17 protein-coding genes and 3 pseudogenes are annotated in these 22,531 nt (G+C 44.6%); 11 read left to right on the top strand and 9 right to left on the bottom strand.

All coding sequences use genetic code 11. The features are described 5' to 3' along the window. The first annotated feature begins 37 nt into the window (after window positions 1-37). The 7 genes and pseudogenes from F6K64_RS29645 to iscB all read left to right on the top strand — a co-directional run bounded on the left by F6K64_RS29645 (window position 38) and on the right by iscB (window position 7,571). On the top strand, window positions 38-214 hold the full coding sequence (locus tag F6K64_RS29645; RefSeq protein ID WP_009149229.1) for a hypothetical protein: 177 nt from the start codon (window positions 38-40) through the stop codon (window positions 212-214). A 136-nt stretch (window positions 215-350) separates the two neighbouring features. Beyond that, window positions 351-1,148: a nucleotide exchange factor GrpE gene (gene grpE, locus F6K64_RS29640; RefSeq protein ID WP_009149230.1), complete on the top strand. Its 798-nt coding sequence runs from the start codon at window positions 351-353 to the stop codon at window positions 1,146-1,148. A gap of 148 nt (window positions 1,149-1,296) precedes the next feature. After that, entirely contained in the window at window positions 1,297-3,309 is a 2,013-nt protein-coding gene (gene dnaK / locus F6K64_RS29635) for a molecular chaperone DnaK (protein WP_009149231.1), read from the top strand. 198 nt (window positions 3,310-3,507) lie between these two features. After that, complete coding sequence (gene dnaJ, locus F6K64_RS29630) at window positions 3,508-4,632, top strand: molecular chaperone DnaJ (RefSeq protein WP_009149232.1); 1,125 nt, start codon at window positions 3,508-3,510, stop codon at window positions 4,630-4,632. Further along, window positions 4,629-4,904, top strand: coding sequence for a sulfurtransferase TusA family protein (locus F6K64_RS29625; protein ID WP_009149233.1), 276 nt, complete (start codon window positions 4,629-4,631; stop codon window positions 4,902-4,904). Before dnaJ ends, F6K64_RS29625 begins: the two co-directional genes overlap by 4 nt. Then, window positions 4,897-6,024 (top strand): small ribosomal subunit biogenesis GTPase RsgA, encoded by a 1,128-nt coding sequence (rsgA, locus tag F6K64_RS29620; RefSeq protein WP_009149234.1) that lies wholly within the window; start codon window positions 4,897-4,899, stop codon window positions 6,022-6,024. The genes F6K64_RS29625 and rsgA overlap by 8 nt, the downstream gene beginning before the upstream one ends. A gap of 250 nt (window positions 6,025-6,274) precedes the next feature. Beyond that, window positions 6,275-7,571 (top strand): annotated as a pseudogene (iscB, locus tag F6K64_RS29615) (RNA-guided endonuclease IscB). Window positions 7,572-7,736: 165 nt separating this feature from the next. Here the strand turns inward: iscB and pheT are convergent. Both pheT and F6K64_RS29605 read right to left on the bottom strand, forming a co-directional pair. Then, a complete protein-coding gene (gene pheT / locus F6K64_RS29610; protein WP_009149251.1) occupies window positions 7,737-10,181 on the bottom strand; it encodes a phenylalanine--tRNA ligase subunit beta in 2,445 nt (814 codons plus the stop codon). Between the two features lie 183 nt (window positions 10,182-10,364). Beyond that, window positions 10,365-10,487, bottom strand: coding sequence for a hypothetical protein (locus F6K64_RS29605; protein ID WP_287267232.1), 123 nt, complete (start codon window positions 10,485-10,487; stop codon window positions 10,365-10,367). 298 nt (window positions 10,488-10,785) lie between these two features. Between F6K64_RS29605 and F6K64_RS29600 the strand changes: the two genes are divergently transcribed. Next, entirely contained in the window at window positions 10,786-12,387 is a 1,602-nt protein-coding gene (locus tag F6K64_RS29600) for a serine/threonine-protein kinase (protein WP_287267229.1), read from the top strand. Window positions 12,388-12,553: 166 nt separating this feature from the next. Here the strand turns inward: F6K64_RS29600 and F6K64_RS29595 are convergent, their stop codons facing one another. The 7 genes and pseudogenes from F6K64_RS29595 to F6K64_RS39175 form a co-directional block, all read right to left on the bottom strand. Continuing rightward, entirely contained in the window at window positions 12,554-12,685 is a 132-nt protein-coding gene (locus F6K64_RS29595; RefSeq protein ID WP_287256370.1) for a hypothetical protein, read from the bottom strand. Between the two features lie 101 nt (window positions 12,686-12,786). Further along, window positions 12,787-13,857, bottom strand: coding sequence for a ParA family protein (locus F6K64_RS29590; RefSeq protein WP_287256371.1), 1,071 nt, complete (start codon window positions 13,855-13,857; stop codon window positions 12,787-12,789). A gap of 269 nt (window positions 13,858-14,126) precedes the next feature. Next, window positions 14,127-14,349 (bottom strand): annotated as a pseudogene (locus F6K64_RS29585) (type II toxin-antitoxin system PemK/MazF family toxin); the annotation flags it as partial. After that, window positions 14,346-14,582, bottom strand: a complete 237-nt coding sequence (locus tag F6K64_RS29580; RefSeq protein WP_287267224.1) for a hypothetical protein — start codon at window positions 14,580-14,582, stop codon at window positions 14,346-14,348. The gene F6K64_RS29580 and the pseudogene F6K64_RS29585, both read right to left, overlap by 4 nt. A gap of 189 nt (window positions 14,583-14,771) precedes the next feature. After that, entirely contained in the window at window positions 14,772-15,200 is a 429-nt protein-coding gene (locus tag F6K64_RS29575; protein ID WP_131827199.1) for a hypothetical protein, read from the bottom strand. A gap of 371 nt (window positions 15,201-15,571) precedes the next feature. Then, a complete protein-coding gene (locus tag F6K64_RS39180; RefSeq protein WP_502708085.1) occupies window positions 15,572-15,907 on the bottom strand; it encodes a XisI protein in 336 nt (111 codons plus the stop codon). A gap of 36 nt (window positions 15,908-15,943) precedes the next feature. After that, window positions 15,944-16,339, bottom strand: a pseudogene (locus F6K64_RS39175) (DUF29 domain-containing protein); the annotation flags it as partial. 1,442 nt (window positions 16,340-17,781) lie between these two features. On the opposite strand from F6K64_RS39175, the gene F6K64_RS29565 reads away from it, so the two are divergent. The 3 genes from F6K64_RS29565 to F6K64_RS29555 all read left to right on the top strand — a co-directional run bounded on the left by F6K64_RS29565 (window position 17,782) and on the right by F6K64_RS29555 (window position 21,579). Further along, on the top strand, window positions 17,782-19,266 hold the full coding sequence (locus tag F6K64_RS29565) for an Ig-like domain-containing domain (RefSeq protein ID WP_009149271.1): 1,485 nt from the start codon (window positions 17,782-17,784) through the stop codon (window positions 19,264-19,266). Window positions 19,267-19,857: 591 nt separating this feature from the next. Beyond that, window positions 19,858-20,235, top strand: a complete 378-nt coding sequence (locus F6K64_RS29560; RefSeq protein WP_009149275.1) for a VOC family protein — start codon at window positions 19,858-19,860, stop codon at window positions 20,233-20,235. 27 nt (window positions 20,236-20,262) lie between these two features. Next, window positions 20,263-21,579 (top strand): recombinase family protein, encoded by a 1,317-nt coding sequence (locus tag F6K64_RS29555; protein ID WP_287267221.1) that lies wholly within the window; start codon window positions 20,263-20,265, stop codon window positions 21,577-21,579. Window positions 21,580-22,531: the final 952 nt, after the last annotated feature.

Genomic DNA, 22,531 nt, shown 5'->3' with positions numbered 1-22,531 from the left:
TTTTGATTAATGACTGATTTAGCCACAACATTCAACTATGCAACAAGACCAGCCAAAGTATGCAACAAGACCAGCCAACGGAAGTAGCGCCATCAAGGACAGTGGTAAGGGTACAGGCCATAAGGATCTGATCGGCTACACTTCCAACAGCAGCATTCTTGCTGACGGAGGTGTGGAAGACCACACAGTTGAGGTAAGTTTACGGTCGGAGTAACTCTCAATCAGGTTAGAAACCAATGCTATAGTCGTTAGACTGAACGTGGTTAGTTTACAAAATTTGCTGGAAAATTGGTTGGCTAGTAAGAAATTATAGATAAACTAGCACTTTATTGAATTGGGATGAGTGGAGCATGATTGACGAAGCAAAACAGTCAGATAACACTTCGCAGCAGACAAACGAAGAGTCCACCACGGTACTCGAAGACAATCATGAGGCGGAAGCGGTAGCCGTAGCATCTGACTCAGATGTCAACCCTGAAGCAGCACAACCAACTGAATCCCCTGCTGCTGAAGCATCTGAGTCAGGGCTCAACGACCAAGAAGCCCAGACCGATGTAGCTGCAACAGCTACTACCGATGAATCACCTACCGAGGACGATGCCAAGATTCTAGAAACAATCAAGCAGGAAAATCAAGCCCTGAAAGCTCAACTAGAAGAGCGAACTCAGCAATGTGACTCCTTTAAATCTCAATACATCCGGATTGCGGCAGATTTTGAGAACTTCCGCAAACGGTCAACTAAAGAGAAAGAAGACTTGGAACATCAAGTTAAAGGAAACACGATCACTGAGTTATTGTCAGTAGTAGATAATTTTGAACGGGCGCGTACCCAAATTAAGCCTCAAAATGATGGGGAAATGTCGATTCACAAAAGCTATCAAGGTGTTTATAAACAGCTGGTAGACAGTCTCAAGCGCCTTGGGGTTGCTGCGATGCGACCAGAAGGGCAAGAGTTTGACCCCAATCTCCACGAAGCGGTGATGCGAGAACCAACGGATGACTATCCAGAAGGAGTGGTCATAGAACAGCTAATGCGGGGTTATTTACTTGGGGAGCGGGTGCTGCGTCACGCTATGGTGAAAGTAGCTGCTGCGGCAGAACCACAGGAAACCTCGGAAGGTCAGAAGTCTGCTGAGGCGGAAAATTAGCTGCCATTGATTGGTTAACCTTCCTTTGGTGTCAGCCTCTGATCATCCTACCAAAAGGGATGTAGCACCAAGGGAAGTTCTATTATTTTGAGCAACTCAACAAAAAATCAAACTAAAATAACTTTACTAACCGTTAAGCTGCAACCCTATGGGAAAAGTTATTGGCATCGACCTAGGCACAACCAATAGTTGTGTTGCTGTCTTAGAAGGAGGTAAACCCATAGTCATTTCCAGCTCGGAAGGTGGGCGAACCACACCGAGTATTGTGGGATTTGGCAAGTCAGGGGAGCACCTAGTGGGTCAACTGGCCAAGCGTCAAGCAGTGACCAATGCGGAAAACAGTGTCTACAGTATCAAGCGCTTTATCGGACGTCGTTGGGATGAAACCGCTACAGAGCGTTCCCGTGTTCCCTATACCTGTGTTAAGGGTCGTGATGAGACGGTAGATGTAAAGATTCGGCATCGCGAGTACACCCCTCAGGAAATATCGGCCATGATCTTACAAAAGCTCAAGGCTGATGCTGAAACCTTTCTTGGGGAACCAGTGACTCAATCCGTGATCACAGTTCCGGCCTACTTTACCGATGCGCAACGACAAGCCACCAAGGATGGGGGTACCATTGCTGGATTGGAAGTGTTGCGCATTATAAATGAACCCACTGCTGCTGCTCTTGCCTATGGCTTAGATAAGTTGGATCAAGACCAAGTTATATTGGTGTTTGACTTGGGGGGTGGTACCTTTGATGTATCAGTTCTGCAACTGGGTAATGGGGTCTTTGAAGTAAAGGCAACGTCTGGTAACAATCACTTGGGGGGAGATGACTTCGATAACGTGATTGTCCGCTGGATGGTGGAAAACTTTAAAGCCAAAGAGGGCATCAATCTCACCCAAGACAAAATGGCTCTTCAGCGTTTGCGAGAGGCGGCGGAAAAGGCAAAAATTGAACTGTCTAGCATGGTAGCCACCCCCATCAACTTGCCCTTCATTACTGCTGATGAAACAGGACCAAAACACTTAGAGATGGAGTTGTCCCGGGCTAAGTTTGAAGAACTATCCAGGGACTTGATTAACGCAACTATAGAACCGGTAAAGCAGGCGCTCAAAGATAGTGACCTCAAGCCAGAGGACATTGACCGCATTTTGCTGGTAGGGGGTTCGACCCGTATCCCGGCGGTGCAGGATGCTATTAAAAGGTTTTTTAATGGTAAGGCTACCGATCGTTCGGTGAACCCCGATGAAGCTGTGGCATTGGGAGCAGCAATTCAGGCTGGTGTTTTGGGTGGGGAAGTCGAAGATGTCCTGCTACTGGATGTTACTCCCCTGTCCCTGGGTATAGAAACCTTAGGGGAAGTGTTCACCAAAATTATCGAGCGCAACACGACTATTCCTACCAGTAAGTCCCAGGTATTTTCCACCGCTACCGATGGACAAACCTCCGTAGAAATCCACGTATTGCAGGGGGAGCGGGCAATGGCTAGAGATAACAAAAGCCTGGGAAAATTCCTGCTGACTGGTATTCCCCCAGCTCCCCGTGGTGTCCCTCAAATTGAAGTCACCTTTGAAATCGATGTCAACGGCATTCTTAAAGTCGCTGCCACTGATCGAGGCACTGGGAAAGAGCAAAGTATTGTGATTACCAATACGGGGGGATTAAGTCCAGCGGAGGTGGAACGGATGCGCCGTGAGGCAGAAGACTATGCTGACCAAGACCGCCGTCGCATGGAATTGGTGCAACTCAAAAACCAAGCCGATAGCTTACTATATAACTATGAATCTACCATCAAAGACCATGGGGAATTGATTAGCGCTAACCTTCAGGCTCACGGATTAAAGGAGCAAGCAGATCAACAAAAGCAGCACCTAGACACCATAATGACAGACCCCTCAATTGAGGTCGAGGAGGTGAAAGAAGCTATTGAAACTTTGCAGAAAACTGTCTTGGAAATTGGGGGTATCATTTACGCCAGTGCCAGCTTTGGGTCAGACCCGGAATTTATCACCTCTGACGAAACAGTTCAAGATTCAAATTCCAACGACTCCAGCCAAAGAGAACCGGATGCTCTAGGAGAATTTGTGGTTGATTTTGAGGATGAAACCTTAGAGGTGAATGTTGACTACGAAGCAGTTGATTACGGCAACAGCTCTCTAACAGATAGATAATTTAATTCGCTGCTTTGACTAGCTCAAGCCGACCGCGAGAGTATGGTCACAGAAGCAGGTGGCAATCAGCTGATTTTTTTGATAGACAATGATATAGGATGCAGGTAATGCTGAAATGCGCTTATGGTGCTTTGATAGCAATAACCTGAGGAATAACAATAGCCCCTACTATGTAAATGGAATACCGATCAGCGCTCTATGGCTGACTATTATGATCTGCTTGGTGTCTCTCGTGATGCCGACAAAGATGAAATTAAACGTGCTTACCGTCGCTTGGCACGGAAGTACCACCCAGATGTTAACAAAGAACCAGGAGCTGAAGAGCGCTTTAAGGAAATTAACCGGGCTTACGAAGTCCTCTCAGAACCAGAAACTCGAGCAAGATATGACCGTTTTGGGGAAGCTGGTGTTTCCTCAGGTGCGGGAGCAGCCTACTCAGATTTTGGGGATATGGGCTTTGCTGATATTTTTGAAAGCTTCTTCAGCGGCTTTGCTGGTGGTATGGGTCAGCAAACTGGTCGTCGGCGTAGTGGCCCGGTGCGTGGTGACGACCTGCGACTAGACTTGAAGCTGGCTTTCAAGGAAGCTATATTCGGTGGTGAAAAGGAAATCCGCATTCCTCACCTAGAAACTTGTAAAGTCTGTAACGGCACAGGGGCAAAGCCAGGAACTCGACCCCGCACTTGCCCAACGTGTAACGGTTCAGGTCAAGTACGGCGTGCTACTCGTACCCCTTTTGGTAGTTTCACCCAAGTCTCAGTCTGTCCTACCTGTAACGGTGAAGGTCAAATCATTGAGGATAAGTGTGAAGCCTGTGGTGGTGCTGGTCGTAAACAAGAAACCAAAAAACTGAAAATCACCATTCCAGCAGGGGTGGATAATGGCACCAGGCTACGGGTTTCTAAAGAAGGGGATGCTGGATTACGTGCTGGTCCACCAGGAGACCTATACGTTTATCTATTTGTAAACGAAGACAGCCAGTTTCAGCGGGATGGCATTAACATTCTGTCTGAAATGAAAATTAGCTATTTACAAGCCATTTTAGGCTGTCTTATCGAAGCAGAGACAGTAGACGGTCCAGTGGAATTAACTATTCCACCCGGTACTCAACCCAATACTGTATTAACTTTAGAGAATCACGGTGTCCCCAAATTGGGCAACCCAGTCAGTCGGGGCGATCACCTAATCACGATTTTGGTAGATATCCCCACTCGAATTACCGCTGAGGAAAGGGAATTGCTAGAGAAGCTAGCGAAAATTAAGGGTGAGCGCACTGGTAAAGGTGGTATAGAAGGATTCTTGGGAGGGTTGTTTGGCTCATGAGTACACTAGCCTCCTCCCAGATCAGTTCATTACCTGATGATCAGCTGGATCTGCGGGGTACCCCTTGCCCGATTAACTTTGTTCGCACTAAACTATATCTAGAGAAAATGGCTCCAGGTGCCCTATTAGAAGTGTGGCTCGACCCAGGAGAACCCATTGAACAGGTTCCTGATAGTCTGACTATGGAGGGTTACCCGATAGAGGGCGTTGAAGAACGCGATCGCTATTTTGCTCTGAAGGTGCGTCGTCCACACCAGCATCTTCATGATTGAATTAGAATACACTAATTCATCAAACTTGTCAACCCCTTGGCTGGGTACCGTGCTGGCGGTTCAGGCAAATTTCTATCAGGTGCGTTTAGATCAGTTGAAGGTTGACAAGTTGGAGGTTGTAGGTTACGAAGATAACCTTCAAGCAAATAACCTACAACCTTCAAACCTCTTATGTACCCGTAGAGCCCGGTTGAAAAAAATTGGCCAGCAAGTCATGGTGGGAGACCGGGTTCTAGTAGAGGAACCTGACTGGGCTGGTGGACGAGGGGTGATTGCGGAAGTGCTGCCCCGGACAAGCCAGCTCGACCGCCCACCAATCGCCAATGCTCAGCAAATTCTGGTGGTTTTTGCTCTGGAAGAACCGACCCTGGATGCTTATCAGCTGAGTCGGTTTTTGGTGAAAGCAGAATCTACTGGTTTCAAGGTATGTTTGTGTCTGAATAAACTTGATTTAGTAACACAACAGCAACAGCAGGATTGGCAACAGCGTCTGGAAGCATGGGGTTATCAGCCAGTCTTGATCAGCGTTCATAATGGTACTTGTTTAGCACAACTGACTGACCTGTTGAGTCAGACAATCAGCGTTATGGCTGGTCTTTCCGGTGTCGGTAAATCGAGTCTAATTAATTATCTGATTCCAGCAACAAGGGTCCGGGTGGCAGCAGTGACTGGTAAACTGGGTCGAGGACGCCACACCACTCGCCATGTAGAATTATTTGAGTTGCCTAAAGGTGGTTTTTTGGCAGATACCCCCGGATTCAATCAGCCTGACTTGACTTGTTCTCCTGAGGATTTAATCTATTACTTTCCAGAAGCAAGAGAGCGTTTAGCCCAACACCGCTGTCAATTCAGTAATTGCCTACATCGGGATGAGCCAAACTGTGCTGTGCGAGGAGACTGGGAACGGTACCAGCATTATCTGGATTTTTTAGCAGAAGTGATCGCACGACAAGAGGCTTTGAAGCAAAAAGCTGATATCGAATCCAGTATGAAGTTAAAAATTAAAGCTTCTGGTCGGCGTCAATACGAACCTAAGCTAGAAACAAAAAAATACCGCCGTCGCTCCCGCCGTACTCAGCACCAGAACCTAGATGAACTCTATGACGATATGAGTCAATAACTCACCGCTAAGTCCTATGGGACTATAGCGGGAGCTTGTTAAAAGCTCGTAGTTGACCAGTCTAAGTTCTATAAGAACTACGTTATTCCTAAGTGTTAAAGTTCCTACCTGAGGATGCGTAGCTAGTCTTCAGCTCTAGAACCCGGTCGTTAAACAGGTGTATTTGGGTTAAGCCAGTGCGACTAGGAAAGTACCGAGGAATAACATTGACTAAGCTAACTTAACCCTAGTAATAGGAGTAAACACAATTATGCGTGTCTTTGTACTCAACAAGAACCGACAACCTTTAGATCCGTGTAAACCTGTAAGAGCTAGGATTTTACTTTCGTCAGGAAAAGCGAAGGTCTATCGTCGTTACCCATTTACCATAATTTTGACGGAGGAAATAAAACAGCCAATAACTCATAATCACCAGCTCAAAATAGACCCTGGAGCAAAAACAAGCGGTTTAGCTATTATTCAAGGAAAGCGAGTAATTTGGGGAGCAGAACTCACCCATAGAGGTTTTCAAATACGAGATTCTTTGATCTCTCGCAGGCAGTTAAGACGCAGTAGACGGAATCGTAAGACTCGATACCGCAAGCCCAGATTTCTTAATAGAACCAGACCAGAAGGTTGGCTAGCTCCTAGCTTAATGTCTAGAGTTCAAAACATTTTAACTTGGGTTGAAAGGTTGAGTCGATTGTGCCCTATTACCGGCATCTCTCAAGAATTAGTCAGGTTTGATACTCAAAAACTGCAAAATCCTGAAATATCTGGAATCGAGTATCAACAAGGAACACTTTATGGCTATGAACTCCGAGAATATTTACTTGAAAAATGGAATCGTAAATGTGCTTATTGTGGGACGACAGGAACTCAATTAGAAATTGAGCATATTAAGCCATTATCCAAAGGTGGCTCTGATTGGCCTTTCGGCCACGCTACGCGATCGAGTTTCTAATTTAGCGATTGCATGTCACCCATGTAACCAGGCTAAATCTAATCAAAACATTGAACTTTTCTTGTCTAAAAAGCCTAGTATCTTGAGACGCATACTAAGTCAAGCTAAACGCCCTCTGGCTGATGCGGCTTCTGTCAATACAACCCGATGGAAGTTGTACCACGATCTCAAGTCAACAGGGCTACCTGTTGAAGTAGGTAGTGGCGGATTAACCAAATTCAATAGGTGTAGTCAAAATCTTCCGAAAACTCATTGGTTGGATGCGGCAAATGTCGGGAAAGTCGAAACATTGATTATCGAAGTAACCAATCCTTTGATAATAACCGCCAAAGGACATGGCACTCGTCAGCTCTGTAGAACCAATAAGTATGGGTTTCCCACTCGTCATTGCTCCAGAATCAAATTTCACAAAGGCTTTCAAACAGGCGACATCGTTCGTGCTGTAGTAACCAAAGGAAAAAAGATCGGTACCTATATAGGACGGGTCGCAACCAGAAAATCAGGGTTTTTCAATATCTCAACTAAATCAGGATTGGTGCAGGGCATCAGTCACAAATATTGTCAATTTATTCACAGGAAGGATGGTTATGCTTATACGACTTAGATCCTGTCCTCCCTTTCCTGAGTGCCTGTCACCTGGGGGAACCCCAGGTGTTTATATGGCACGTCTCCCGCTAAATCTCGCGATTATAGCGGGAGACGACCGGGAGGCAGACAGATGAAGGATGAAGTATGAATACTTCATCCTTCAACCGTTTAACTTCTCCGTTTAACTTCTAAGGCTAACCCCAAATGTTTCCTCTAGGGCTTCTCGCACTTTCTGATGTACTGGCTCGACTTCTGCATCAGTAAGAGTGCGATCGCTAGCACGGTAGATTAGCCGAAATGCCAAACTTCTCTGTGCCTCAGGAACAGACTCCCCTTTATATTCATCAAACAATTGCACTGACTCCAACAAATTCCCCGCAGCTTTGCGAGTTGAACGTTCGATTTCTGCCACTGACACTTGTAGTGGTGCAAAGAACGCAATATCCCGGTCAATGGCTGGGTAGCTGGAATAGACTTTGAATCGGGGAGTCAGAATTTCATCGCGATCAAGAGCCTCTAGAATTAGATCCAAGTCCAAATCAAATACATAAACCTGATCGGGAAAACCTCTTTCTGAGCGTAGCTGGGGGTGCAACTGCCCAAATTTTCCTAATTTTTCACCTTGCAACCACAAGGATGCAGTGCGTCCTGGGTGAAGACGGGGATCGCTGTGGTCTGGTTGGTATTCTACTGTCAGACCGCAACGGGAAAACACACTCTCTAGTACTCCCTTAGCCTCGTACCAGGTCATGGGTTCGGAATGCCCTCCCCTGACCCAGTTACCTTGGGTGATATTTCCCCCTAAAATCCCGGCAATAGCATCAGCTTCTGCGAAACCCTCTTCTGGTCGCCAGAAGATCCGACCAATTTCAAAACCGTTGAGTACACCGTTGCCTTGCTCGATATTGTACTGACAGGCATCAATCAGCCCTGATAGTAAATCCGTCCGTAGGGATGAGTATTCCGTAAACAGGGGATTATCGAGACGAATTTGGGTCTGTTCCTCTGGCTTGACCAAGGAATACTGGACTAATTCGGTCAACCCAACTGCACGGAATTGCGATCGCAGTTTTCGCTTTAAAAATTCCTCAGCAGATAGATAACCTGGTTCAGTCTTGTCTGGTAAGCTATCACAGAAGTTGTCATAGCCGTAGAGACGGGCAATTTCTTCAATTAAATCAATTTCCCGCTCTAAATCCCGGTAGCGGTAGGGCGGTACAATCACTTTCCATTGGGGAGAATCTTCGGTGCAGCGCGGTTGTAGTTGACATCCGAGGGCAGTAAGGATTCTTTCCACATCTTCTGGCAGGATTTCCCCAAGCTCCTCTGCCTCATTAACTGGTCCTAAAATCTGATTGACACGGTCAAGACGTAACTCAATCGAACGTGCCCAAGTGGAGGGGTCAGGGCGCTGGTCAGCAATACTCTGGGTTGTGGGGGTACCAGCAGCTAACTCAGTAATTAATGCGATCGCTCTTTTACAAGCAATATCCAATTCTGCTTGATTGACACCACGCTCATAACGGGCAGATGATTCTGTCCGTATGCTTTGACTGCGGGAAGAACGACGAATAGTCACTGGATCAAACAGTGCTGCTTCCAAAACAATAGTTTGGGTGTTGTCGTTCACTTCTGTGGCTTCCCCACCCATAACCCCAGCCATAGCAACCGGTTGGTCGTTAGCTGTGATCAGTAACGCTTGTGGTTCCAGGGAACGGGTTTGACCATCAAGAGTAGTCAGGGATTCCCCACTGTTAGCAAAGCGGACACCAATGGTCAGGTTTTCGACCCCAGCAACAGCTTGCAAGCGTTCCCGGTCAAAGGCATGGAGGGGCTGACCCCATTCCAAGAGAATGTAATTAGTGACATCCACTACATTATTAATCGGTCGCACTCCAGCGGCTTTCAAGCGCTGTTGTAACCAATCCGGAGAAGGACCAATCTTCACCCCTTCAATCACAGTGCCAATATAGGCGGGGCAAGCTTTCGGTTCAGATACTTTCAAGGTCAAGGCATGGGATGCTTCTGGAATAGACACCTCAACAGTTTCTGGCAAGCTTAAGGATGCCCCAGTTAAGGCCACTACTTCTCTGGCCACGCCCACCATACTTAGAGCATCCGCCCGATTAGCCGTAGACGTAACATCAAGAATGATATCAGTTAACCCCAGTAAAGGACGAGCATCACTGCCTAGGGGTATAGTTTCTGCCTCGAAAATATGAATGCCAGCGGATTCCTTGGCCAAGCCCACTTCTGCTAAGGAACAAATCATCCCTTCTGAGCGAACACCTCGCAGTTTTGAGGCGCGAATTTTCAAATCAATAGTTGGTAGGTAGGTTCCGATGGTGGCCACCGGCACGTAAATGTCTGGTCGGACATTCGACGCACCACAAACAATATTCAATGGGTCACTCCCACCAATATCCACTTGACAAACCCGAAGCTTATTTGCATTAGGGTGAGGCTCTACCTCCAGAACCTTGCCAATCACCACGCCATCGGCCAGGGTTCCCAGGTCTTCAATATCTTCTACCTCAAACCCAGCCATAGTTAAGGTTTGAGCTAGCTCTTCTGGTGTCAGAGTTACCTCTACTAGTTCTCGCAGCCAGTTTAACGATATACGCATGGACTCCTAAATTTTTTTGCTGAACTCTAATATAAGGTAATAAATAAGGTGCAAGTTGCCGGTTACTTCCACCGTAAGCATATGCGCTACAGATGGTGCTACTTGAGGTGCAGTCAGCGGTCAGCCGTCAGCTTATTTTATTCAAAAGCTGTTCCCTTAGCGTGGCCAAAGACCAATGGCACCTCAAGTAGCGTGGGCATAAGCTGATAGCTGATAGCTGATAGCTGATAGCTGATAGCTTACCTTCCACCGAAACATTTTTCTATTGTGATGGGCATAACCCCTTAAGGCTTGACAAAAGTACACTATCTATGGTCAATGCTAAATAAACGCTCTAAAATATAGGTAGCTTCATAAACGTTTTACTTGAATAACCCTTTACTTAACTCAAAATTGTCCTTTGTACCCTTAGATGGATGCCAAAAATCGGGTATCCTGGTTGAGGATCAGGTTTCACCGGAATAGTTGTCTAACTAAGGGGGTAGTAAAAGGCATTTTGCAGAAAATAAAGAAAAGTAAAAGACTATAAATAATCTTTGCTGCTCAGGTACTCCGAGCCAAAGTTTTAGTTCCAGTATGGGCAAAGGAACATCAGTAACGCTGAATGAGCTACTGTCTAAATCCTACCTGCACTCAGGCAAAAAACCCACAACACGCCGACTTTTGTCAGGCGTGCAGTTCTAAATTATTATTACTTGACCGCTATCGTGTGATCAAACCACTCGGTCAAGGGGGATTTGGAGCAACTTTCTTAGCAACAGATCAATCGTTGCCTGGTAAGCCGACCCGTGTAATCAAACAACTCCGCCCAAGTGCTAAAAGTTCAGAGATTTCACCGATGGCAAGGGATCTGTTTGAGCGAGAAGCCCGAACCTTGGGAGAAATTGGGAATCATCCCCAATTCCCACAGTTATTCGATTACTTTCAAGACAATGAGCATTTTTATCTGGTTCAGGAATACATTAGCGGTTTGACACTGCAACAGCAAGTCAGACGGTCTGGTTCATTCTCGGAAGAGGGAGTTAAACAATTTTTAAGTGAAATTCTACCACTCCTGCAATATATTCATCAGAAAAACGTAATTCACCGGGACATTAAACCAGCGAATATAATTCGTCGTGACCAAGACCGCAAACTGGTACTGATTGATTTTGGGGCTGTGAAAAACAGCCAAACCAATCCCTCCAATTCCTCAGACACAGTATTGACCAACTATGCCATAGGAACTCCAGGCTTTGCCCCTCCTGAACAAATGGCATTGCGACCTGTAATTGCTAGCGATATCTATGCAGTGGGGGTTACTTGCCTTTATTTGTTGACGGGTAAATCTCCCAAAGACCTCGATTATAATCCTTCTACTGGAGAAATAGTCTGGCAGACTAATGTCAACGTTAGTGACCACTTTGCTAAGGTTTTAAGAAAAATGCTGGAGTCTTCTGTCCGTTATCGCTATCAGTGCTCAGAAGACATCCTGAGAGCTCTTGACCTAGAGCCATATCTGGAGAGTTTAAACAAAAGCTTAGTGTCGCAACCCCTTGATGACGCTAATTCTCACTTCAACTCAGGGAATTTGGGTCCTGTGAATGGTTATTCATCCCCGTCGTCAGTTCAATCCCGAAGAATGGCAGAGCAAATTAGAGAATGGCGGGAGCGTCGGGGATTGAGCAATGGTCGAAGATCAGAACCTAAAAACGGTGGAGGTTTTACCAGTCACAGGGATTCTACAGCTGTGAGCGGTAGTAGGAGTAGCATTACAGGCAAGTCGAAGGGTAATGGCAAGTTGGAGGCGGAAACGTTATTAAAAGCTTACGGCTCTGGCAGAAGAGACTTTGCGGCTAAAGATTTGAGGGGACTTAACCTTAATAATGCCCAGTTATCTGGGATAATTTTCCGCCAGGGCAAACTGTTAAATATTAGTTTGAAGGGAGCGGATTTATCTAGTGCTAATTTTGGTGAAGCGAATCTCCATCAAGGCGACTTACGCAATGCCAATTTGGGTCGAGCTTACCTGAAAAAAGCTATTTTGACAGGAGCAGACTTGCGTGGGGCGAATCTTAGTTATGCTCATCTCGAAAATGCTAATCTGCGGGGAGCAAATTTGTGTGGAGCCAATCTTTCTAATGCCAAAGTTACTAAGGAACAGTTGGCACAAGCTAAGACTAATTGGACAACAGTACTTCCTACTGGTAAGCGGGGGTTTTGGTAATGTAGCAAGGGGAATAGGGAGTAGGCAAGAGGCAAGAGGCAAGAGCGAATAGGGAATAGGGAATAGGGAATAGGGAATAGGGAATAGGGAATAGGAAGAAAGAGATGCGATTATTTTTTGATGTTGCTAACCCAAGAAATGGTATTCAAAAAAACCATGCAATTTCCTAAATGTGATAGGAAAAAAACTCATCAATAGGGTCATCACAGAGGAAAACAAAGATATAAACAAAGATATCAATGTAACGAATGTGGTCGTCAATCGTCGAGCGATCACCAATACCCTCTAACCTTCGCACGACTGGCAGCGGGGATTGCACCGCCCTGTAACACAGCCGGAAGCCCCTCAATCGAAGCTCAACGATAACCTCGATTGCGCTGGCGAGATAACGTTCCGGTTTTAAAGTTTATCTAAGAGATCATCAACAGCAGTTGCACATTCCTTAATACGAGCAGCTACAACGGTAATATCGCGGTTGTAAATTCTGTGTTTTCCTTGGGTTAATTTAGATAAAGGTTTACCAAGATGTGCAGCCACGACACCGGAAGTATTAAAGTCTCGAAGTGGTATAGAGTAGTGATCGCGGAAATCTTGCATAGTCTCTATTGATTTTGAAGTTGCGGTGAAGCGATTCTTATTTTCTTGAAACTCTTTGAATAGAGTATCTGCTGTTGCATCTGATAATGCAGCAAAAGCTCCTGCAGTACCATCGTACTGCGTTAGTCTATTGCCAACGATAAGGTGAATTTTGGGAATCGAAATTCTTTTTTGTGGTGCCATTGCAGCAAAAGTCCACTTGCTATAGACAGGGTGAGGAGGAATTGTGCCATGTAGAAGGGTGAACATTGCTTGAGTGGCAATCCGAGATGAATCATCAGCGTTAACAGGAACAATCAGTTTTTCAACACAGGAAATAGCAACTTCTGTGTAAATGCTAAAACTGGGATTGGTATCAATAAAAACTAACCAATCTCCCCCCACTTTATCTGCTAATCCCTTATAGAATTCTTCTAAAATATTATGAACCCATATCCAGGGATCAACTCCAGGAACTAATGCGGGAAAATCGATTGCTTTGTTTAAAGCTGGTACAAGTAGTTCAAGATTTGGATCGCCGCATAAAAGATAGAGGTTATCGGGGATCTCACTATTAACTTTGTTTACCTGGGTCACGAAACGACTTTGATTTGGAAGTGATGCTCCTTGACCACTAGAAATAACTTCACTAAAGTACCCAGCGACAGTTTTTGCTACTGGCTGATGCAAACAATTCTCCATGAGTATATTTTCTCCTCCTGAGCCACCACCTAAAAGAATCAGAGAAGAGTTTGCTTGAGGACACATATCGATAACCAGAACTTTAGATTCCGGATTCTTTTCTGCATATCTTGTTGCAACATGAAACGTTATGGAGCTTTTCCCGACTCCTCCTTTATTATTCCAAATGGCAAAGCTTTCTTTAATCGGCATTAACTTACTCTTATGTGGCTCTTAATTTTGCAATAGATATAACCTAATTTATCACAACTCTGATTTATTTGCTACAAAAGTTTTTAAAAAACGGCTGGGTGGTGACAGGACAGGGTAAAAGCCTATATCGGAGCGGGTTTGACCTAACTGACTTCCTTGAAGATTGTTGGAAATTTGTGGGGGCAATTCTCTTGCACAGACGCTACAGGATCACTAGTTACCACTCCGATTCTCAATCAGCAGCGGTTCAAACCTGCTGGATCTCTTCACGAGTCCGAAGCTAATCCACCCTCTCCTTGGGCAATCCGAACACAAATTGGTAACGAAGCGCGGCGTTTTTGTCCTTAGAGGAATTGCAATAATTGTTGTAGTGAACTGGGAAACAATATCATTTTGAAAAATAATGACAGGACGAATACCTGCTTGCTCAGAACCTTGAGTTGGATTGAGATTAGCTACCCAGATATCGCTACGTTGATATTGATTTATCATAGCCTATCTTCTTGATCAAGACTTGCCCCAGAATCGCTCATTCCCACTTCAGCAAGAGCGCGATCTTCCTGGGCAAACTCATGAGAAAGGGCTTTTAACTGAGCAGGATCAAGAACAATCCGACAACGTTTATCTTGAAACTTAAGAAATGCAATAAAATCAGCGACTTGCTGAAGTTGTTCAGCAGTAAGTAGATCCAGGTCTTGCTTGATAGCTTCGGTGCTGATTGACATAGCAGTAACTTAGTACAGTAATGATTTATAGGTTATTGGCCAAAAATTTTGAATCTAGTAGGGCTGATGGCTGATAGCTGATACGCGACACGCTGATAGCTGAGGGCTGTTCGCGTAGCGTGCGCGTAGCGCATATGCTTACAGTTGACTGTACCTCATAAATACGACAAACGCTATCAACAAGTTTAGCTAGGGACAAGGTTCAATTGTCCAATCTTTAGGTTTCTCACTTTTATAACAGGACTGTTGACGACCTGCTTCTTTTAAATTCCATTTACCGGTAGATTGATCGAATTTAAACTGAAGTCGATAACGCCTGCCCCTAACTTTGTCATCAGGTAGATTCATCTGGGTCAGAATCACGATTTTCTCAAAAGCTTGCTGATCAATCACCTTGATTTCTTCAGTAAACTCACTCTTGACCGTTGCTTTGTTACCAAATAACTCTAATGCGATCGCTTCCGGATCATCTCCTATTCGCTTACCTTTGAACTCAGCTAGATTCAAGGGTTGATAACGAGATTTTTCTAACGCATCATCAGAGGGATTACAACCCATTAAGATTAAGCTAATAGTCAACCCTACTACTATAAGCGGTAACCTGTCTTTTCTATCCATGGTCATTTAAAATTAAATTGGTTATAGCCTTGATTTTATCAAACACGAATCAATTTTTGGCGTTGCTGATTCTGGGTATGGTTTCGCCCCCCTAGGGTGTGTTTTCAAAGTTTTCCGCAAGATATTAGATCCCCCCCAGCCCCCCTTATTAAGGGGGGAGCCATACTCAAAGTCCCCCTTTTTTAAGGGAAACGGGGGATCTCGGAGTTTGAAGACACGCCCTAGCCCCCCAAGCGAGCAATCCCTCGCTTGGGGGGAACAAAACTCGGAAAGTCCCCCAAGCGAGCAATCCCTCGCTTGGGGGACCAACGGGGGCTTTAATAAAACCAGATAATCGCGCATTCATTCCTTCATTCAGCAACGCCCAATTTTTAATTGACGGCAAATTCAGTTTGCTGACGCATTTCGGGAGGATAGAAAGCTAAAACAATATTTTCTTTAGGAATGCCAGCATTAATTAAATCAGTAGTGATACCCGGTTCTATTCCATCATATTCAATATAAATTTTAGTATTTTTTAGAGTAATATATATTAGGTTTCCTCTGATTCTTTTTCCCTGTGACCATCCTACCTGCATTAATCCATAGTGCTCTCGTGTTTCGTCAAAAATGGGGTCAAGTCGGATGTCTCCATGAGAGGGACGAAATTGAGCGTATTTTAGAATAACTTGTTTTATTATTTCTCGATAGGTCGTTTGGGTATCCATTGTTTGACCTCTAATTGGAGGAAACCAATCCGATTGGATTTGCTCAGGGGAATAGGGACAGTGGTCAGGAAAGTCCCAATCGGAAATTCCGGTTTCATTAGCAGCATCGGCTCTCGCATCACCATAAACTTTTGATAAATCTGCCCAGTATCGCTTTAAACTAGGAGTATCTCTGAGATAGCGTTTAAGGTGATTGCGCTCTCGTTTGATCGTGATTTCCCAAGACCTAGACCGTTTTTCAGGTTGATATTCCCATTTCAACAGATGTTGAATCGTTAAACGAATAGAGCAGAAAAAGCGGTCTCGCTCTCGTTTACTCAAGTCTTCAATCTCTTCTAGGAGATTAACCCAGTCTACTTCACTATATCGTTCTTCTTTGATCAGGGAAACTTGTTGTTCAACCCATTGGATGATGTCAGTTTCATAGAGCATTTTTTCCTCCGAAATCTAACTAAACCTGTAGGTTGGGTGGAACGAACTGCTCCCGCTAACCCAACCTACGAATAACGCTAGTGTTAGACTGAACAGGACTGCCGTCAGCGCCTGCAAACCAAGAAACCTGGTTAGCAAATAAAAGGTGCTGCCAAATACCCCATCGGTAACACCAAAAGGAAAACCGCCCCACTAACAACGCCCCCACCCCCAGAAAAGGCATGGGGTTTGTCGTTGGGATTGCGAAAACCAATGATCTAGCGCTATGCTGTCACCCCTGTAATGATGCCAGACAGCAGACATGCCAATCAGCGTATGCAGCTTCAATATTCCCTTTGCTGCTGTGTAGGGTTCTGCTAATCCGGCTTCAATTTACCCAAAAATAACAGCAATAACCATAGAAATAGTCGCAAAAAATAAATTCTACCAACTTACCTCATACCAGGGATAATTAGGGGGAAAGTAGCCGATCGGGTCACCAAAGACCGCAAACAATATCATGGAAATCACAAAATGAACCACAATCGGAGCAATTGTCTTGGGATACGGCAAGTGGTGATCGTTGAGTGGGGCGAGATACTCTAGGATATTGTTCTCAATCAGGTCTCAATTAGGAATTGCTCTCAAACCTTACACTAATAAATCACACTAAAAGGATACTATAAAATTAGTTGGCATCTTTGAGATTAGAGCCATAAAAACGACCAGGTTCAGAGTGATAAGCAATAAAATAACATAAAATTGTTGTGGTTTGATGTCTTTCCAAAAAATCACTGCGATTCTCCTAATTTCTAGTTGGTTTACTTAGGTATAAATCCTCAAAAATGTGGATTTATTTTATTTAGCGGATAGTTTGGCAGATATATAGTTAGTGCAGGTTAATTTTTAACCCAACAACCATTTGTGTCAAATGAATTGTCTCAAATGACACGGTTTCAAAAGCAGGCAGCTAGCTCCAGTTAGTAGATATAGCCACTAGATAGAGCAAGTATAGCCAGACCTGAATTCAGATATATCACCTGGTCTTAGTATAGCCAGCTAACCCTAGGTGTTAGTAGATTTTTCAGGAATTTTTAAGATTTATTACAAAGCCAAAAAGGTTGACAATTTGTCTGATCTAATTTTGAGAATTTGTCTTGTGATAAACCTGATCACCTGGTGATCAATTAAACTAGTCGATATCAGGGATTTTAACTATAGCATTTCTCAGTTATCAATTGCTTAAGGTACTTTCGTCCTAGGTTTTAGGGAGTAGGGAGTAAGGAGTAGGGAGTAGGGAGTAGGCAGTAGGGAGTAGGCAGTAGGGAATAGGTACAAAATTATGTGTACCTCATTACTATCAGAACCGCTAGATAAAGTCTTGGTTGTATAAATTAAATGGCATTTGCTCTGGAAACTCTAGACTAGAACTCTGGACTAATTTTACTGATGGATTTAATTAGATGAAGAGTCAAACCTTTCTTCAACCCATTGACCGTACTGCTGGCGCAGTCATACTTATACTGAGTCTACTGATTGGTATATTACTGTGGACTGGCGATCGCACTGCCCCCAGGGTACGGAAATTTACGTGGCAAGATAAACAAGTCGGTGCGGAGGATAAAGCGTTTATCCTAACCTTCAGCCGTCCTATGGATCAGACTAGTGTGGAAACTAATCTGAAGATTGTTCCACCCATACCGGGCAAAATTAGCTGGGCTGGACGTAAAATGGCTTATACTCCGCTGCTCCCTTTACCCTATGGCACCGAGTATCAATTCCAGCTCACTGGAGCAGTAGATCAATTCGCTAAGCCTGGCAACAAGACTGCCATGGAACCGTTCAAGGCATCTTTCCGTACCCGTGACCGAGCCTTTGCCTATGTGGGTGTTCAGGCAGAAGAAAAGGGGCGATTAATTTTCTATAATCTCACTCGCCAACAAAAAACTATCTTGACGCCTCCAGATTTGGTGGTTATGGACTTTAAGTTCTATCCTGATGGCAGCCGACTTCTTTTCTCTGCTGTTGATAGTCAGAATCAAGAACAGGACTTGCTCTCGGCCAAATTATATACTGTGACCACGGGCATATCTACTCGTGCCCCAGCTCAAGCTCCCGTATCCTCAGACTCTGATGGGTTAGTTGAGCAGGTTCTCGATAGCAAAGACTACCAGAATCTGAAGTTTGATTTGTCTGCTGATGGTAAAACGATTGTGGTGCAGCGGGTCAGTCGGAGTAATCCTTCGGAATTTGGGCTGTGGACCATACAACCTGGTACCAAACCGAGACCATTAGACCATGAACCAGGAGGAGATTTTATGATTACTCCTGATAGCAACGCAATCGCGATGGCTCAAGGTCAGGGAGTGGGCATTTTACCCTTGACACCAAATGCTCAACCCCTAGACTTTTTACCGAAGTTTGGCATGGTCATAAACTTTGCTAAGGATGGTTCAGCAGCAGTGATGGTGAAGTTTAATTCTGACTATACGCGATCGCTATTTTTAGTCAAAAACCAGGGCTCTGAGCAAGAGATACTGCGCACCACTGGTTCTGTCCATAGTTGTGAATTCTCGGCGCAAAACCAGATTCTCTATTGTCTGCTCAGCCAACTCATTGCTGGGGAAGAATTCAAAGAAGAACCTTTCCTAGCAGCGATTAACCTTAAACCTAATGAAAAGAATGAGTATACCTTAAAGCGCTTGATAGTTTTACCGGAGCAACAGGAAGTTCATATGAGTTTGTCCCCAGATGACTTAGGCATACTCTTTGATCAACTGGTTCCTGAACGGTCATCTGAGGAAGGTTTGATCACTGATGAAGGACAAATAATTGCCAATGCTAGACTGTGGCTATTACCTTTAGTGGATGATACATCGTCAGATACTCCAGTGAAGCTGGAAGCGGAACCACTCCTAACTGGATTTAATGCTCGTTGGCTACCTTGAAGGTTAGCAGGTTGAAGGTTAGCAGGTTGAAGGTTAGCTGGTTTAAGGTTAGTAGGTTGAAGGTTAGTAGGTTGAAGGTTAGCTGGTTGAAGGTTAGCTGGTTGAAGGTTAGCTGGTTGAAGGTTAGCTGGTTGAAGGTTAGCTGGTTGAAGGTTAGCTGGTTGAAGGTTGGCTAGTTGAAGGTTGGCTGGTTGAAGGTTGGCTGGTTGAAAGTTAGTAGGTTGAAGGTTAGCCGGTTGAAGGTTAGCCGGTTGAAGGTGTTTTTTTTGGAAGGGTGTTTGGTTGTTCGCGTAGCGTGGCCTTTTGGCCAAGGGTGAAGGTTGGTAAAATAACCGAGCAACCTGTAACCTGTAACCTGTAACCTGTAACCAAACAACCTTGAAACCTTCAAACCTTCAACCTGTAACCAAACAACCTGTAACCAAACAACCTTAAACCTAATAACCTTCAACCTTAAACCTTCAACCTTCAACCATCAAACCTTCAACCTTAAACCTAATAACCTTCAACCTTCAACCTTCAACCTTCAACCTTCAACCTTCAACCTAATAACCTTCAACCTAATAACCTGTAACTTGACATCAAAAGACTATGGAAATTAATCAGTGTCTTCATGTTGCTGTTTTAGTTTCTGATTTGGAAAAGGCAGAGCATTTTTACGGTAATATTTTGGGATTATCTAAAGTTAATCGAGAGCTGAGATTTCCTGGTGCTTGGTACCAAGTTGGTCAATTCCAAATTCACCTGATGGTTAATCCTAATGCTAAAGTTGACCTAAAAAATCCTGAAAAATGGGGTCGTAATCCCCACATTGCCTTTAGTGTAGTAAATTTAGATGAAGCGAAGGAATGTCTACACGCTCATGGTTACCCGATTCAATTGAGCTCATCTGGTCGTGCGGCATTGTTTACCCAAGATCCAGATTGTAATATTATTGAGCTTAGTGAGATTAATAAGATTAGCACTTAGGGTTTAACGTAGGGATGGGGAGAATAAATGAAAACCATTGCCTACCTGTACAGCAATCCTCTACTTGACCCGGTGCCTGACCCAGAAGTTTGGGGTTTGGAGGTGGATCAGGTCTATCTAGATTTGGGAGGACGCCAGCAGTGGCAGCAGTTAGTTGCGGATTGCCAAGCTCAAGCTCCTGATTACTTGCTAATTCGTCGTCTGGAAGAACTGGGAGAGTGTTTGGCTGAAATTAGCGATCGCATTAGCCAAATTGAAACCCTCGGTGTTTGCTTGATTGCCACAGAGCAATCTTACAATTCTGCTCAGCTAACGGATGCTACCAACTACACTACAATTCGCGCTAGCTTACTGAAACTAATACACGAAATCCAGCAGGAAGTCAACAGCCGCCGCCTTCGGCAAGGACATGCTCGTAATCGCCTCAAAGCCTTACCTCCACCAGGAAAAGCCCCCTATGGCTATCGGCGGGGCAAAGACCGCTATCTAATTGACCGCAGTACTGCACCGGTGGTTAAGGATTTTTTTGAACAGTTTCTGCTTTATGGTTCCTTGCGGGGTGCAGTACGGTATTTAGAGCAAAAATATGGTAAACGGATTTCCGTGACTACCGGGCGTCGTTGGCTAACAAATCCGGTTTATCGGGGAGACCTTGGCTATCAAAAAAATGGTGAGGTCATTTCCGATACCCATAGCGCCATTTTGAATCGCGAAGAAGCCGCACAGATTGACCGACTGCTCAGGCGCAACCGACAATTACCTCCTCGTACCGCCAGTGCTCCCCGTTCTTTGGCCGGGTTAGTGGTTTGTGAGGAATGCCAGTCGGGGATGACCGTTGTTAGTGTTACTCAATATCGTAAAAACAAACAATATCTCTACCTACGTCCGATTCATTGTCCTAAGCATCCAAAATGCCGTGCTATTAGTTATGAACAGGTTTTGGAGCAAACTATTCAACTGATATGTCAGGAATTACCCCGTGCTGTTGCTGCTATGAATGCTCCCAGCTTGGATGGGGTGAAGGAATCCCTTAAGGGGAAAATTACTCAAAAAAAGGATAATTTAGAGCAACTACCTCTGTTAACCTCTAGTGGGGTGCTTGATCAAGACACTGCTGATTTACGAGCATACAAACTACGCACAGAAATTTCCCAATTACAGGAGCAGCTAGCTGCTTTGCCGCCAGTGAATTTAAAAGCGATCGCTAAGACAGTATCCATTCCTCAATTCTGGATTGATTTATCAGAATCAGAGCGTCGGTTTTACTTTCGGGAGTTTATTCAAAAAATTGAAATCCTGCGTCAGGTAAAAGAATTGCAGCTGCAACTTGTGTTTATTTTTTAGGTAAGCTATCAGCTATCAGCTATCAGCTATCAGCTCTCAGCTCTCAGCTCTCAGCTCTCAGCTATCAGCTATCAGCTATCAGCTCTCAGCTCTCAGCTCTCAGCTCTCAGCTATCAGCTATCAGCTCTCAGCTATCAGCTATCAGCTATCAGCTATCAGCTATCAGCTATCAGCCAAAGGCCATGCTTGGCCTTTGGCCACGCTGCGCGAACGCGAATGGCTGACGGCTGACCGCTGACCGCACCTCAAGTAGCCTGCGCATAGCGCATATGCTTACTTTTTTAGGGTTGATCTTTTAGCCTAATATTGTCTAGTTTTTAGACTATAATTTGCCCAGCAATGGTGCTACTTATAGCTGGCACATTCAAGATATCATCAGTTGTACGCACCGACACATTACTCTTAGTTTAAGTAACGCCGTTTGGCGAGGCATCCTGTAAAGTTATCCAAAGATTAATTACATTAGCTTTCACTAAGCTAGTCCTGCTCAGGAATTTTTGTAAAATTAAATACAGAAAATAGTTAAAGTTTACCCATTGTCTGGGAAGATTTTGGCTCGAAGCAGTCTCAGCTAGGGTAGACGGGAATTTTTTTATCTTGATGACGAACTATGAAACTTTTAGAACCGCAGACCCAAAGCCCGACTTGGAACAGCTCCCCTAATCCCAACTTAGATCAGTCCCAAGATGCGTTCCAACCTGGGACTTGGGTACGTCTGTTAGAGCTACTTAACTAGTGAGGGGGTCTGGGGGAGCTATAAGTCCCCCACTATACACGGAGTGTTAGTGGTGGGATACATGGACTCCCCCAGCCAGACAGATAGAGAGGGTTCGACGCCCTCTCTATCTGTATTTACCATTGTCTTTTTCTGTGGTAAAATAAGATTATGTTAATGATGAACTATACATACAGGATTTACCCGAGCCAAGATCAACAACAGATCATCAAGGAA

It is taken from the genome of Moorena sp. SIO3A2 (assembly GCF_010672265.1).
GTDB lineage: Bacteria > Cyanobacteriota > Cyanobacteriia > Cyanobacteriales > Coleofasciculaceae > Moorena > Moorena producens.
Note: the sequence above shows the minus strand (reverse complement) of the source record. Positions and strands in the feature narration are given on the sequence as shown.

Bases quoted from the DNA above. Each gene is read 5' to 3' on its own strand.
- F6K64_RS29645 (WP_009149229.1), top strand. From the start codon at position 38: ATGCAACAAGACCAGCCAAAGTATGCAACAAGACCAGCCAACGGAAGT.
- grpE (WP_009149230.1), top strand. From the start codon at position 351: ATGATTGACGAAGCAAAACAGTCAGATAACACTTCGCAGCAGACAAAC.
- dnaK (WP_009149231.1), top strand. From the start codon at position 1,297: ATGGGAAAAGTTATTGGCATCGACCTAGGCACAACCAATAGTTGTGTT.
- dnaJ (WP_009149232.1), top strand. From the start codon at position 3,508: ATGGCTGACTATTATGATCTGCTTGGTGTCTCTCGTGATGCCGACAAA.
- F6K64_RS29625 (WP_009149233.1), top strand. From the start codon at position 4,629: ATGAGTACACTAGCCTCCTCCCAGATCAGTTCATTACCTGATGATCAG.
- rsgA (WP_009149234.1), top strand. From the start codon at position 4,897: ATGATTGAATTAGAATACACTAATTCATCAAACTTGTCAACCCCTTGG.
- pheT (WP_009149251.1), bottom strand. From the start codon at position 10,181: ATGCGTATATCGTTAAACTGGCTGCGAGAACTAGTAGAGGTAACTCTG.
- F6K64_RS29600 (WP_287267229.1), top strand. From the start codon at position 10,786: ATGAGCTACTGTCTAAATCCTACCTGCACTCAGGCAAAAAACCCACAA.
- F6K64_RS29590 (WP_287256371.1), bottom strand. From the start codon at position 13,857: ATGCCGATTAAAGAAAGCTTTGCCATTTGGAATAATAAAGGAGGAGTC.
- F6K64_RS29580 (WP_287267224.1), bottom strand. From the start codon at position 14,582: ATGTCAATCAGCACCGAAGCTATCAAGCAAGACCTGGATCTACTTACT.
- F6K64_RS29575 (WP_131827199.1), bottom strand. From the start codon at position 15,200: ATGGATAGAAAAGACAGGTTACCGCTTATAGTAGTAGGGTTGACTATT.
- F6K64_RS39180 (WP_502708085.1), bottom strand. From the start codon at position 15,907: ATGGATACCCAAACGACCTATCGAGAAATAATAAAACAAGTTATTCTA.
- F6K64_RS29565 (WP_009149271.1), top strand. From the start codon at position 17,782: ATGAAGAGTCAAACCTTTCTTCAACCCATTGACCGTACTGCTGGCGCA.
- F6K64_RS29560 (WP_009149275.1), top strand. From the start codon at position 19,858: ATGGAAATTAATCAGTGTCTTCATGTTGCTGTTTTAGTTTCTGATTTG.
- F6K64_RS29555 (WP_287267221.1), top strand. From the start codon at position 20,263: ATGAAAACCATTGCCTACCTGTACAGCAATCCTCTACTTGACCCGGTG.